The organism is Candidatus Mycolicibacterium alkanivorans, assembly GCF_022760805.1.
Lineage (GTDB): Bacteria > Actinomycetota > Actinomycetes > Mycobacteriales > Mycobacteriaceae > Mycobacterium > Mycobacterium alkanivorans.
Genome location: NZ_JAIVFL010000001.1, coordinates 888617 through 901470 on the forward strand (window position 1 = coordinate 888617; position 12854 = coordinate 901470).

The 12854-nt window shown below is 68.7% G+C and carries 14 protein-coding genes and 1 pseudogene; 8 read left to right on the forward strand and 7 right to left on the reverse strand.

Annotated elements, in window-relative coordinates:
- Positions 1–58 precede the first annotated feature (58 nt).
- Both K9U37_RS04410 and K9U37_RS04415 read right to left on the reverse strand, forming a co-directional pair.
- Positions 59–592: a peptidase gene (locus tag K9U37_RS04410; protein ID WP_243070679.1), complete on the reverse strand. Its 534-nt coding sequence runs from the start codon at positions 590–592 to the stop codon at positions 59–61.
- A gap of 131 nt (positions 593–723) precedes the next feature.
- Positions 724–882: a hypothetical protein gene (locus K9U37_RS04415; RefSeq protein WP_243070680.1), complete on the reverse strand. Its 159-nt coding sequence runs from the start codon at positions 880–882 to the stop codon at positions 724–726.
- Between the two features lie 382 nt (positions 883–1264).
- On the opposite strand from K9U37_RS04415, the gene K9U37_RS04420 reads away from it, so the two are divergent.
- Positions 1265–2296: a DUF4328 domain-containing protein gene (locus K9U37_RS04420; RefSeq protein ID WP_243070681.1), complete on the forward strand. Its 1032-nt coding sequence runs from the start codon at positions 1265–1267 to the stop codon at positions 2294–2296.
- Positions 2297–2300: 4 nt separating this feature from the next.
- Complete coding sequence (locus K9U37_RS04425) at positions 2301–3125, forward strand: glycerophosphodiester phosphodiesterase (RefSeq protein ID WP_243070682.1); 825 nt, start codon at positions 2301–2303, stop codon at positions 3123–3125.
- A gap of 7 nt (positions 3126–3132) precedes the next feature.
- Here K9U37_RS04425 and K9U37_RS04430 read toward each other — a convergent pair.
- Positions 3133–4259, reverse strand: a pseudogene (locus K9U37_RS04430) (LCP family protein).
- Between the two features lie 13 nt (positions 4260–4272).
- On the reverse strand, positions 4273–5043 hold the full coding sequence (locus tag K9U37_RS04435) for a CPBP family intramembrane glutamic endopeptidase (RefSeq protein WP_243070684.1): 771 nt from the start codon (positions 5041–5043) through the stop codon (positions 4273–4275).
- Between the two features lie 80 nt (positions 5044–5123).
- Between K9U37_RS04435 and pheA the strand changes: the two genes are divergently transcribed.
- On the forward strand, positions 5124–6044 hold the full coding sequence (pheA, locus tag K9U37_RS04440) for a prephenate dehydratase (protein ID WP_243070685.1): 921 nt from the start codon (positions 5124–5126) through the stop codon (positions 6042–6044).
- A complete protein-coding gene (locus K9U37_RS04445; protein ID WP_243070686.1) occupies positions 6041–6727 on the forward strand; it encodes a histidine phosphatase family protein in 687 nt (228 codons plus the stop codon). The genes pheA and K9U37_RS04445 overlap by 4 nt, the downstream gene beginning before the upstream one ends.
- Positions 6728–6734: 7 nt before the next feature.
- On the opposite strand, the gene K9U37_RS04450 is transcribed toward K9U37_RS04445, so the two are convergent.
- Positions 6735–6926 carry a hypothetical protein gene (locus K9U37_RS04450; RefSeq protein ID WP_252394224.1) on the reverse strand — a complete coding sequence of 64 codons (192 nt, stop codon included), beginning with the start codon at positions 6924–6926 and terminating at the stop codon, positions 6735–6737.
- Between the two features lie 205 nt (positions 6927–7131).
- Between K9U37_RS04450 and K9U37_RS04455 the strand changes: the two genes are divergently transcribed.
- The 4 genes from K9U37_RS04455 (at position 7132) to K9U37_RS04470 (ending at position 10972) form a co-directional block, all read left to right on the forward strand.
- The gene (locus K9U37_RS04455; RefSeq protein ID WP_243070687.1) at positions 7132–7377 is read left to right on the forward strand and encodes a hypothetical protein; all 246 of its coding nucleotides are present in this window, start codon (positions 7132–7134) and stop codon (positions 7375–7377) included.
- Between the two features lie 78 nt (positions 7378–7455).
- Positions 7456–9024 carry a S53 family peptidase gene (locus K9U37_RS04460; protein WP_243070688.1) on the forward strand — a complete coding sequence of 523 codons (1569 nt, stop codon included), beginning with the start codon at positions 7456–7458 and terminating at the stop codon, positions 9022–9024.
- Positions 9021–10229 carry a zinc ribbon domain-containing protein gene (locus K9U37_RS04465; protein WP_243070689.1) on the forward strand — a complete coding sequence of 403 codons (1209 nt, stop codon included), beginning with the start codon at positions 9021–9023 and terminating at the stop codon, positions 10227–10229. Before K9U37_RS04460 ends, K9U37_RS04465 begins: the two co-directional genes overlap by 4 nt.
- Positions 10226–10972 (forward strand): hypothetical protein, encoded by a 747-nt coding sequence (locus tag K9U37_RS04470; protein WP_243070690.1) that lies wholly within the window; start codon positions 10226–10228, stop codon positions 10970–10972. The genes K9U37_RS04465 and K9U37_RS04470 overlap by 4 nt, the downstream gene beginning before the upstream one ends.
- A gap of 17 nt (positions 10973–10989) precedes the next feature.
- Here the strand turns inward: K9U37_RS04470 and K9U37_RS04475 are convergent, their stop codons facing one another.
- Together K9U37_RS04475 and K9U37_RS04480 are read right to left on the reverse strand one after the other, a co-directional pair.
- Positions 10990–11340 carry a metallopeptidase family protein gene (locus tag K9U37_RS04475; RefSeq protein WP_243070691.1) on the reverse strand — a complete coding sequence of 117 codons (351 nt, stop codon included), beginning with the start codon at positions 11338–11340 and terminating at the stop codon, positions 10990–10992.
- The gene (locus K9U37_RS04480; RefSeq protein ID WP_243070692.1) at positions 11340–12758 is read right to left on the reverse strand and encodes a septum formation family protein; all 1419 of its coding nucleotides are present in this window, start codon (positions 12756–12758) and stop codon (positions 11340–11342) included. Before K9U37_RS04480 ends, K9U37_RS04475 begins: the two co-directional genes overlap by 1 nt.
- Positions 12759–12854: the final 96 nt, after the last annotated feature.

A 12854-nucleotide genomic window follows, 5' to 3' on the forward strand; every position in this document is an offset into this window, starting at 1 on the left:
GGGCAACCGCAGCAACAGTGTTGGGATACCAACCAAAAAAGTTCGAGCGCCCTCAACTTCACGCGGCCAGCAGCAACGCCAGGATTGCGGTGTCCGGGTGACTGATCGGGTCGACACCGACGCGGCTGACCATGCTGGTGATGGTGCCGTCGGACTCCGCTTCCACCCATGCCGCCCGGTGCTCGAGCCCCAGGTGCGGAAGGCCGGGCAGCAGGACGCATCCCGACGCTGCACCGGAGCACTCGGGCAGTGACGGGGTGGTCTCCGACGGGGGATGCAGCATCAGCAGAGCAAGAGGTAGCCTCTCGGCGAAATGCCCTGGCGGCACTGCGGATTCGCCGACCACCGTGCCCTCTGCCAGGACCAGTCCCACCGTTCCCGGCTGCGGTTTCTCCGGCAGCTCCTCGCGGACACCGAAAATGGTTGTCGTCGAGAGCAATCCGGGGAGTGAGGCGACCCGGACGGCGACCATGAGTAGCTGCGCCCATTCCTTGGTCGAGTCGGGCCAACGGCCCGACACGACGAAGCCCTTCAGGGCACCACGAGAATGAAAGGGGGCGACTTCAACCGCTCGCCCGGAACCAGTTTCCATCTCGCCTCCGCGACACTTTGCGTTCTCCGGTGTGCGACACGCCAGCGGGTCGGTCGGATCAGCATGAGCTACACGCGTGCTGGCACACAAGAGGACACGAGTGCTAACGGGCAGCTTTGCGACGAGCGGGCTCAGAACCACACGACGAGCGCGAGAACGCCCAGCAGAATCAGTGCGATCACGCCGGCCCGCCAGTCCGCCATCAGGTAGGACCGGTTACACGTCGACGACGACGCGTACCAGTTGGACGACTGCGACGCCGACCGCGGCCCGAGTGATTGCGACGCCACCAAACCGTCCCGACCTGTGTGTTCAACTACCCCGCCCGTGAAATTAGTCACAGCCGAGATTGCGAGCGCGATCATACCCCGCCGTCAACGGTTAGGGCGCCGAGCGATTTCGCTCGGCCGTGATCAAGTTGTGGATCGCTGCTGCCCGCGACGGTGTGGTTATCCACAGCGTCCATGCACTCGTGGGCCCGCGTAGTGCGTTTAGCGGCGATCGGCCGCCCCCAGGTGCTGTGGATAAACCTGTGGAAACTGTGGATAGCCACTGATTGCTGTACGAGCCAACCGGCTGAAGAGGCACTGCATGCCGCCACTTCACCCCGGTCAGCGATCGCCGAATTTCGTCGTTACCGCCGTACGTTGCCCTGCTCGCTAGGCTGGTCCGGTGATTCAGGTGTGCTCCCAGTGCGGAACGCGGTGGAACGTGCGCGACCGCCAGCGCCTCTGGTGCCCGCGCTGCAACGGCGCTCTGATGGCGCCGGGCACTGCGGCGGATCCGCGCTGGAGTCCGCGCGCCACCACACATCCCCCGACACACCCGCCCACACAGCAGGGCAACACTCCCCGGCTGCCGACGCGATTCCGCTGGATCGCGGTGCGCCCTGGCCCACCTCCGCCGCCCCGGCGTCGTCGTCGTCCGCTCGGGCCGACCCCGCGATACCTGTCGATCCCGCGCTGGGGACTCGTCGACCACGTCGCACCCTCGACAGACGCCGAGGATGCGACGGTCAAGAAGGGCGCTCCGCCGACTGTCATCCGGGCGGCGCTGTTGTCGACGGCGACGATCTTCGGCCTCGCCGCGGTCATCCATGTGGTCCGGTACGTGCTGCTGTTGGTCAATCGGACGTCGCTGCTGCCGCCGCTGGTGGCCGGAGGGGCCTTGTGGCTGGGCGTGCTGTTCAGCCTGGCCGCCATCGTGTCGGTGATGCTGACCGCGGTGATGATGACGTCGTGGCTGAGCGGTCGGCGCTCGGCGGTGTATCACTTCCGTGGACACGACGACCCGCGTCCCACCTGGGCGCTGTGGGTCGGCTGCCTGACGCCGGTCCTCAACCTGGTGTGGGCGCCGGTGTTCCTCATCGAGCTGGCGCACGCCGAGCAGTCACAGGCACGGCTGCGCGGCCCGATCACCACGTGGTGGATCGCGTGGCTGTTCTCCACCGGCATCTCGATCTTCGGCATCGCCACCAGCTTCACCACCGAACCGCAGGGGATCGCCGACAACACGGTAACCGCGATCGTCGCCTACCTGGTGGGCCTGGCCACCGTGCTGCTGCTGTGGCGGGTGTTCGACGGGTTCGTGCGCAAGCCGGTCGAACGGCCGCTGCATCGCTGGGTGATCGTCGCCCCGGACCAGCCGGCCGAAGCCGAATCTTCCGCAGCGGTTGAGTCCGACCAGCGGGAACCGGCAGCATAGGTCTATGACGTCGGCCGGCGCAGGGCACGGCGGGCACCCTTTCGTGGTCGCCCACCGCGGAGCGTCGGCCGACCGCCCGGAGCACACGCTGGGCGCATACGAACTCGCATTGCAGGAGGGCGCCGACGGTGTGGAGTGCGACGTACGGCTGACCCGCGACGGACATCTCGTCTGCGTGCACGATCGGCGTGTCGACCGCACCTCGACCGGCACCGGCCTGGTCAGCGAGATGACGCTGGCCGAGCTCAAGCGGCTGGACTGGGGGGCCTGGCACGGTGGCCGGCGAGCCGACGGGACCGTCGGCGACACCGGCCTGCTGACGCTCGACGACCTGGTGCGCCTGGTGCTCGACTGGAACCGGCCGGTGAAGCTGTTCATCGAGACCAAGCACCCGGTCCGCTACGGCGCGTTGGTGGAGAGCAAGGTGTTGGCCCTGCTGCACCGCTACGGCATCGCCGCACCGGCGTCGGCCGATCTGTCCCGCGCCGTGGTCATGTCGTTCTCCGCCGCCGCGGTGTGGCGAATCCGCCGCGCGGCCCCGCTGCTGCCGACCGTTCTGCTGGGCGAGACCTCCCGGTTTCTCGGCGGCAGCGCCGCCACGACTGTCGGCGCCACCGCCGTCGGCCCCTCGATCGCCACGCTGCGCGAGCACCCCGAACTCGTCGACCGCGCCGCCGCGCAGGGTCGGGCCATGTACTGCTGGACCGTCGACCATTACGAGGACGTGGCCTTCTGCCGCGACCTCGGTGTTGGCTGGATCGCCACCAACCATCCCGGTCGCACCAAGGCGTGGCTGCAGAACGGGCTGGCCGTGCCGGGCGGCGACTGACCGGAGATCAGGGCTGCGAGTCGAGCACCTGCTGCGGGATGGCCGAGTCGGTGCGCAGTGCCTCGAAGAGTTGCTTGGACGCATCGGTGTCCCACACCACCACCGACCCCGAGTCGCTGCTGGTGAACTCGCCGATCGGCACGGTCAGCGTGGTCGTCGACCCGTGCAGTGCCCAGCCCAGCTGGGCCAGATCCCAGACGTGGTCGCCGGTGTCGACGGTCAGCGATGCGACGGCGGCGCGCGGTACCGAGTACCAGCGCCACGGATTCAGCCAGACCGGAGGGCTGCTCGCCCGGTGCAGCACCGCGGCCATGAACTCCCGCTGGTGGACCATCCGGTCGAGGTCGGCGCGCGGTGTCGCGCGGCTGCGGACGTAGCCGAGCGCGTTGCGTCCGCGAAGGGTCTGGCAGCCGGCAGGCATATTGATGCCGGCCAGCGGGTCGTCGATCGGGTCGGCAGGGCAGACGTCGACGCCGCCGAGCGCGTCGACCAGCCCGGCGAAGCCGCCGAAACCGACCTCCACGTAGTGGTCCAGGCGCAGCCCGGTGGCTTCTTCGACGGTCTGGGCGAGCAGGGTCGCGCCGCCCTCGGCGAAGGCCGCGTTGATCTTGTCCCTGCCGTAGCCGGGGATGTCGACGTAGGAGTCGCGGGGGATCGACACCATCGTGGTGGGCGCGCCGGATCCCAGCGCCGGTATGTGGACCACCATGATCGTGTCGGTGCGGCCGTTGCCCAGGTCGCCGCCGGTGGTCAGCTCGGCCTGCTGCTCGGGTGTCAGGTCCGCACGGCTGTCCGAGCCGACCAGTAGCCAGGTGGCGCCGGCGCCCGCCGCCGGCCGGTCGGCGTAGTTGCTGAACACCGGGATCCGCCGCAGGGACGAGTCGATCCACACCGCGGTGCCCACCGCAGCGGTCACCGCCAGCAGCAGCATCACCACGAGGGCGACGAAAATCCTTCGGACCCAACGGATTTTCTTCTTCGGCCGGCCGGGCTTGCACGGCGGAGGCGGACGCCGTGGCGGTGGGCGTGGTGGGGAGCGGAACGCGGGGGCGGGGCAGGACGAGAGGGCGGTGGCGGGGGCCGATAGGCCGGATCGCGCCGGATCACCTGGGAGGGCTCGCTCACCACGTCAATTTACGTGCCCGGCTCACTTCAGCCAGCCAACGTGGCCGGCCAGCAGGACGTAGCCGACGAACGCCACGGTGTCGATCAGCCCGTGGGCGATCACCAGCGGCCACAGTCGGCCGGTGCGGCACCACGCGTAGCCGAAGACCTGGCCCATCACCAGGTTGCCGAGCCCCGCGCCGAACCCCTGATAGAGGTGGTAGAGACCGCGCAGCACGCTGGAGGCCAGGATCGCCCGGTTCTGGCTCAGGCCGAGCTGCCGCAACCGGGTGATCAGGTAGCCTACGACCACGACTTCCTCGGCGAACCCGTTGGCGAACGCAGCCAGGATCAGCATCGGGGTCCGCCACCAGCTGTTGTGCAGCGCCGAGGGTTCCACGTCGGCGTTCATCCCCAGCCAGCGCGCCGCGAGGTAGAACAGCAGGCCCGGAATCCCGATCAGGGCGGCCAGGCCAAGGCCGGCCAGGACGTCGGCGGGCCAGCGCAGCCGGCCGAGGCCGATGCGGGCCGGGGTGATGCCGCCGCGCCACAACAGGTACAGCGCGAGCGCACCCCAGGCGACCAGTTGGGCGACCGTCGCCAGGTTCAGCCCCAGGTTGATCAGGTCGTAGCGGGACAGGTTCTCGTTGAGCCGCACCCGGCGCCCGGACAGCCCGGATAGCACCGCGTCGATCAGTTGCAGGACCGCGATCGCGGCGCTCACCCCGAAGCTGACGGCCAGCATCACGCCGACCTCGATCCGCAGCCCCCGCCGGTGGTGGGTGTCGACCGGCTCGTGGTGGGGCGCGCTCACCCCGTCACGGTAACGGCTGTGGTCGGCGCTCTGGGAGCGACGCGAGGCTTGCCCGCGGCGTGACCGGATAGGGTTGAACCGTGGCCGGTATCGCCTACCTCGGACCCGAGGGGACCTTCACTGAAGCGGCGCTGCTGAAGATGGTCGCCACGGGTGTGATCCCCGGTGGTGGCGACCTGACGCCCCTGCCGATGGACAGCACCCCGGCCGCGCTGGCCGCGGTGCGAGCCGGCTCGGCGGGCTTCGCCTGCGTTCCGATCGAGAATTCGATCGAGGGCAGTGTGCTGCCGACACTGGACAGCCTGGCCGTCGGTGCGCCACTGCAGATCTACGGTGAACTGACCCTCGACGTGGCGTTCAGCATCGTCACCCGTACCGATCCAGACGCGCAGCCGATACGCACGGTGGCTGCGTTTCCGGTGGCCGCCGCTCAGGTCCGCAGATGGCTGGCCGAGAACCTGCCGGAGGTCGAGATCGTGCCGGCCAACTCCAACGCCGCCGCCGCCCAGGACGTCGCGGCGGGCCGCGCCGACGCCGGTGTGAGCACGGCGCTCGCCGCGCAACGATACGGCCTGGCGAGCCTTGCCGACGGAGTCGTCGACGAACCCAACGCCCGGACCCGCTTCGTCCTGGTCGGCCCGCCGGGACCCCCGCCGGCACGCACCGGCGCCGACCGCACTTCGGTGGTGCTGAGCATCGACAACGCCCCCGGCGCGCTGGTGTCGGCGATGAGCGAATTCGGCATCCGCGACATCGACCTGACGCGCATCGAATCCCGGCCCACCCGAACCGAATTGGGCACCTACATCTTCTTCCTGGACTGTGTGGGCCATATCGACGACAACGCGGTGGCCGAGGCGCTCAAGGCGCTGCACCGGCGTTGTGCCGACGTGCGATACCTCGGGTCCTGGCCGACGGGATCGGCCACCGGTGCGGTACCACCTCAGCTCGACGAGGCGGACCGGTGGCTGGAACGACTGCGACGCGGGGACGCACCGTGAGCGGACGGCTGATCCTGGTTCGTCACGGCCAGTCCCACGGCAACGTCGAACGCCGTCTGGACACCCGCCCGCCGGGTGCGGACCTGACCGACCTGGGCCGCGACCAGGCCCGCGCGTTCGCCCGGGAGCGCGACCGTCCGCCTGGACTGCTGATCCACTCGGTCGCCCGCCGCGCGGCCCAGACCGCCGCCGAGATCGGTTCCGAACTACGCGTGGCGACGGCGGAGTTCGAGGGCATTCACGAGGTTCAGGCCGGTGAGCTGGAGAACCGCGACGACGACGACGCGATCGCCGAGTTCAATACGGTCTACCAACGCTGGCACCAGGGCGAACTCGAGGTCGCGATGCCAGGTGGGGAGAACGGCCGCGACGTGCTCGACCGGTATCTGCCGGTGATCACCGACCTGCGTCTGCGCTACCTGGATGACCACGGGTGGACCGAGGACATCGTCGTCGTCAGCCACGGCGCCGCCATCCGGCTGGCCGCGGCGATCCTGGCCGGGGTGGAGAGCAGCTTCGTGCTCGACCACCACCTGGCCAACGCCGAATCGGTGGTGCTGGCACCGATCACCGACGGGCGGTGGAGTTGCCTGCAATGGGGAGCGATGAAGCCGCCGTTCTACCCCGAACCGGATGTGCACCCGGTCGAGGACGCGTTGGAGTCCGTCGATCCGATGGGCTGACGCCGGTTCAGACCGCCAGCCGCTCCTCGGTTTGCTGGGCACAGTCGCAGCCGACCGCGTCGCAATCGATCACCAGGGAGTGCAAAATTAGCTCTGGGTTGTCACAGTCAGGCTCTGTGCACTCCGGCCGGTGCCCGTGATGTTGAATCAGTGTGCCGTGGCAATGCGCCACCCCGGCGACGCAGTTGCGGCAGTTCATCCCCACGGTTTGTTCATAACACCGCACTCCGACAAAGCGCTGTTGCCGCGCTGAGAGGTCAGCCGCATTTTTCGCCGGAGGCGAAAGCGGGATGCAATTGCTGGTGAGGTGAGTTAAGTTTATTTGCCCTTCGGGGGTGGGCTGGTTAACTGTCGGGCCCAGCCAGTGATCACCTGTCACCCGGCATCGGAAGAAAGGACTGACCATGACGTCAAGTCGTCTGACTCGTCAGATTGCGCTTTTTGCCGGGGGGCTCGCGATCATCGGTATGGGCTCGCTGACCGCCTGCGGCAAGTCGAAGGAGAAGGCTCCGGAGACTACCTCGCCCACCAGCACGAGTGCTCCCGCGCCGTCGCCGACCGAAAAGGCTGTGTCGCCTAGTGGCCCCAACTCCTTCACGCCCACGGTCAAGGCTCCGCCGGCACCGACCGCGGTGCCCGGCCACCACTGAGCCGTTCGGACTGCGACCGTCCGCAGCACCCGCTGACCGACAGTGATCAGGACACATCGTTCCCGAACGCTGTCGGTGGTGGGGCTGCTGACTGTGCTGGCCGTGGCCGCACTGGTCGCTGATGTACGTCGTTCCTCGGCTCCGGCCGAGTCCGGCGTGATCAGCGGCCCTTACGCGGCTCTGCTGGCAAGTTCCACCGATCTCGGCCCGGCCCGCACCGACCACGTCCAGCTGACCGCCGCCCTGCGCGGTGCGTCGCGCCCCGACCTGCTGATGGGCTGGGCGCAGCAGCAGGGGTTGTCGGTGCGCTGGCGCCCCGGTGACACCTGGGCAATCCTCGAAGGTGCACCCGCCGCTATCGCCGGCGCCTTAGACGTCGAAGTGCACGACTACCGCGGTAAACGCGGCCAGGTCTTCTACGCCTCTCCGCAACAGCCGGCCGTGCCGGTGGGGTTGCAGGTCGAGGTTTCCGGGCTCGGCCGGATTCTCGGCTACACGCCGCATCGCGAGTCCAAGCCGCCGATGCCGCCGCTCGAAGTCCCCGACCAAGGCCTGACACCCGGTGGCCTACTTCGCACCTACAACGCAACTCCGTTGCGGGACAAGGGATTCAGCGGCAAGGGGCAGACCGTCGTCGTGTTCGCGTTCGACGGCTTCGACCAGGCCGATCTGGACATGTTCTCGACCACGTTCAACCTGCCCAAGTTCACCCCGGACGTCGTCGGCGGTCAGCCGGAGTCGCGGCGCGGCGAGGCGACGATGGACCTCGAGGCCATTCACGCGATCGCGCCGGACGCCAAGAAGGTTCTGGTGAACGCCCGCAACACCGTTGAGGGCGACGGGTCCTACGAGAAGATCGCCACGATGATGGAAGACACCGCACGCCGGTATCCGGGCGCGGTGTGGAACTTCTCCATCGGGTGGGGCTGCGACAAGCTGATCACCGCCGCCGACCTCGAGCCGGTACGTGCCGCACTGACCCAGGCGCACAAGAAGGGCACCACGGCGTTCGACGCCAGCGGGGACCTGGCCGGCCTGGAATGCAAAGACGGGCAGGAATGGTCGGCGCCGCCGAGCACCGATGACGTCGGCCTGGATGCGGTGGCGTCCATGCCGGAGATGACCGACGTCGGCGGCACAACGTTGTCCACCGATGCCAAGGGTGGGTGGCTTGCCGAACAGTCGTGGTACGACCTGCCGCTGTCGCAGGGCACCGGCGGGGGAGTCTCGGCGTTGTTCGAGCGCCCGAAATGGCAGCGGAACCTCAGCGTCACCACCGGCGCCGGTCAGCGACTGACGCCCGACATCGCCGCGGTCGCCGATCCGTTCACCGGGGTCAAGATCGTCTTCAACCAGCAGGTCATCGTCGGCGGCGGCACGTCGCTGTCGGCGCCGGTCTGGGCCGGGCTGACCGCGTTGATGAACCAGTTCCTGCTCGATCGCGGCGGCCACCGCATCGGCGACCTCAATCCGCTGCTGTACCACATCGCCGAAGGCGCACCGTTGCCCGCGTTTCGTGACGTGACCCTGGGCGGCAACGCCGTCGCGATCGCCGGACCCGGATATGACCTGGTGACCGGGCTCGGCACACCCGATGTCGACAATCTGGCCCAGAATATTCTGGTGACCCAGAAGGTGATCGGGTGAGTACCGAAGCCGCCCCCGACGGTGTGGCCCGGGTCGTATGCCCGGTCTGTGAGGTCGACGTCCCCGCCGGAGCCTTCTGCGGCCTGTGCGGCGGGCACCTGACATCCAAGCCGAGCCGCGGACCGCACTGGCTGCGTCAGGACACCTTCGGTGCGGCACCAAACGAGAGCGTCCTGGTGCCCTCGATCGCCAGTTCGCTGTTTCCGCACCTGCCGAACCGCTCCCGCACACCGTTCCGGATCGGACTGGTACTGGTGCTCGCCGGACTGGTCGGGTTCGCGTTCCTCAGACTGCCCGCGGCGCTGATCACCGTTGCCGCACTGGGGCTTCCGCTCCTGTTCCTGCTCTACCTGTCCGAATCCGACGTCTTCCGCGACGTTTCCGTGGCGGCACTGGCCGTCGCTGGCATCCTGGGCGCGGGTTTCGGCGTCGGCTGGGTGTTGCTCACCGGCGAGATGGTCGCGCGCGCCTACGGCGTGCCGATCGCCGCCGGCCTTGCCATCCACCACCTGGTCAGGGAAGGCGTGATCATCCCGGCGGGCGGCATGATCCTCACGCTGGTGCCGACGCTGCTGGTGCGACTGTCCCAGCCGAAGTCGCGAGAGTCGTTGGACGGCTTCGTGATCGGCGCGCTGGCCGCACTGACCTTCAGCGCGGGGGCGACTCTGACGCGGCTGGCCCCGCAGTTCGCCACCGGCCTGCTGGCCCACAGCCGCCCCGTCGGGGGACTACTGGTCGAGGCCGGCATCTGCGGCGCGACCATCCCGCTGACCGCCGCGGTGGCAGGCGGCCTGGTCGGTGTCGCTTTGTGGTTCAAGGGTCAGGACGGCAATCCGCACGAACATCCGGGGTGGACGCGCGCCCAGCTCTGGCTGCTGGCGGTCCTGGTGGTCCTGATCTACGTCGGGGTTGCGGTGACCGACATCGTGGGGATGCCGCAGATGCAGATGCTGGCGATCCACGTCGTGATGACGGCGGTGGTGCTGGTGCTGCTGCGCATCGCGTTGCAGACGGCGCTGTTGCACGAGGCGCGCGACCCAATCCAGGAGGACGAACCCCTGCTGTGCGTGCACTGCGAGCACGTCGTCCCTGATATGGCGTTCTGCCCGGCCTGTGGTGTCGCGGCCCGGGCCTCGTCGCGGTCGTCGCGGAAGGACCGGCGCGACTCACGGCCCGTGCGCCAGGTCGCCGCGGAGGGTTCGTGACCGACGAGCAACCGGCGCACACCGGCTCCGAGCAGTACACCGATTATGCGGTTCCCCCCGGGACCTACGTCGCCCCGGAGATCAAGCACGCGGGCCTGCGCCGCACGCTCGGGCTGTGGACGGCCGGAATCGTCGTGGTGGCTGCCGCGCTGGTCGGGGTGTCGCTGATGGTGACCAAGAAGGCGCCGCGGTTCATGTGCCCGCCGGAGTGCGGGCGCCCGCCCACCGGTACACCCGTCGCCGCGCTGCCGAGGTACACCGCGCCCGACGGATCGTTCTCGGTGTCCTACCCGTCGCCCGAGGCCGCCTATGAGGTGTCCAAGGACGGCCGCGGGATCACGGCGAAGTTCACCGCGGGTGACACCGGTGTCCTGCAACTGTTCTCCGAGCCCGCCCGCGGCCGGCAACCCCGCGACATCGCCTCGGACCTGCTTGAGAGGAAGTTCCCCGACGCCAAGATCGCCTACGAGATCCCCAATGCGATGGTGGGCTATCAGCCGGGCTACGGCGAGGTCGCCGACAGCTGGCCGCAGGGCACGGCCAATAGTTACATCCGGATCCGCACCGTGTTGTTGGTGGCGGTCAAGAACGACCTGGCCCTGGTTGCCGGTGCGGTGGGGCCCTATCACGCGTTCGGTCCCGACTTCGGACCCGGACTGCCGTCGGGGGTCAACCTGCAGCTCGCCCAGGACATGGGCAAGTACGTCAACAGCTTCAGCTGGAAGGGCGACCCGCCGCGCTGATGGAGGCTGAAAAGTCTTCAGCCCCAACCTAGTTCGTGTAGCCGGTCATCGTCGATGCCGAAGTGGTGGGCAATCTCGTGGATCACGGTGATCGCCACCTCCTCGACCACGTTGGCCTCGGTGTCGCAGATCTCCAGCAAGCTTTCGCGGTAGATCGTGATGGTGTCGGGCAGCGCGCCGGCGTACATGGAGTCCCGCTCGGTCAGCGCGATACCTTCGTACAGACCCAGCAGCTCGGGATCGTCGGGGTGGCGGTCCTCGACCAGCACCACCACGTTGTCGATGGCCGCGGCCAGTTCGGGCGGGATGAGGTCCAGCGCATCGGAGACCAGTTCCTCGAACCGCTGCGGGGTCATCGATACGGGCACTAAGCCGCCGGCGGGATCACGGGTTCGACCGGCCCGGGCGGCGGGCCGGCCGGTGGTGGCGGCGGCGGTGCCTCACCACCCTCCATCGGCGGGGCCTGATTGTCCGGTGCCGGCCCAGGTAACACGGGTGCCGGTTCCGGTGCCGGCCCAGGTAATACGGGTGCCGGTTCCGGTGCCGGTGCGGGCGCGGGCGCCTGCGACTGGCTGGTCGGTGCGGTCGACTGCTGCGGCAGATGCTGAGTGGGTTGTTGTTGCTGCCGCTGCTGGCTGCCGGTGTACTGCGAGTTGTCCGTTGTCGACGGCGAGTAGGTGGTGGACGGGGCGTCGGGCACCAGCGGGATGGGCGGCATGTTCAACCGCTCCTCGGGAATGTCCGGCGGCGCCACCGGCGGTATGCCGTTGATCAGCAGCGGGCCCTTGGCCGGGTTGATCAGCGTCGCCCAGCCACCGTTGCCCGGGGTGGCCCCGATGCTGCAGGACACCTGGTGGCTGCCGGCATTCCAACTGGGCAGCGAGATCGTGCTGTAGATCAGGGTCAGCGTGGTGGTGCGCAGCCGAAGCGGAGCCAGGTAGGCGTTGGTCATCCGGGTGCAAGCGTCCTTGATGAACGCGTCCTGGTCGGCGTCGGCAGGCAGGGCTCCGGGGAACTTCTCGGCCAGGTTCACCGACCCGGTGACCTCCATGGCGTGCGGAGCGCCGCAGTCCACCGGCGCGTCGTTGGGCTGGTTGGTCGACGGGTCGATGCCCAGGCAGGTGCCCGCCGGCCACACCTTCGACTGGTCGAGATCGGCAACCTTGCCCTTGAACGCGATCTGCTGGTTGTCGGTGCCCGGCAGTTGCAGGCCGCACAGCATCCGTCGCTCGCCGGACTGTTTCCAGGCCTTGTCGCCCGACCACAGCATGCTGATGGTGAACCGGCTGTTCGGGTCGTACTTGTCGCCGAGGTAGCGCTCCACCGCAGGCTGGCACTGCTCGAGGCTGATCTGCTGGATGCGTGCGGCCGACGGCGGTGCGGCATCGGGGCCGTACTCGGTACCGGGGTACGTCCGCATGTCGACGGACTCGGCGACCTCGAAGCGGTGGTCGTCCTTGCAGTCGACGATCGCGGCCGCGTCAGGAGTCTTGTCCGGCCAGGCCAGGCAGGAGCCGGCCTTGGCGTTGGCGAAAGCGGCGTTGCCCTTCGAGTCGATGCCGGACAGCGGGTCGGCGCCGGGGTATCCGGTGAGCCGGTTGTTCAAGCCGATGGGCAGAGCGGTGACGACGCCGGCGATCAGCAGGCCGCCGAGCGCGGTCAGTAGCAGCGCACGCCGGGTCGACGTGGCCTGCAAGGTGCCGAGGAACGTGCGCCGCGGCGGCACCGGTGTGGCCTGCGCGGACGCCGCTTGCTGGCGCTCAGGTAGCTGCAACATCGCGTCCATTGTGTCAGGCGCGCCGAGGGCTGTGACAAGTGATGCAGTTGTAATGTTATGGGGTTGTGCTGTGCGGTCGGTACCGCGCGAGCCGGAGGGGCCGAC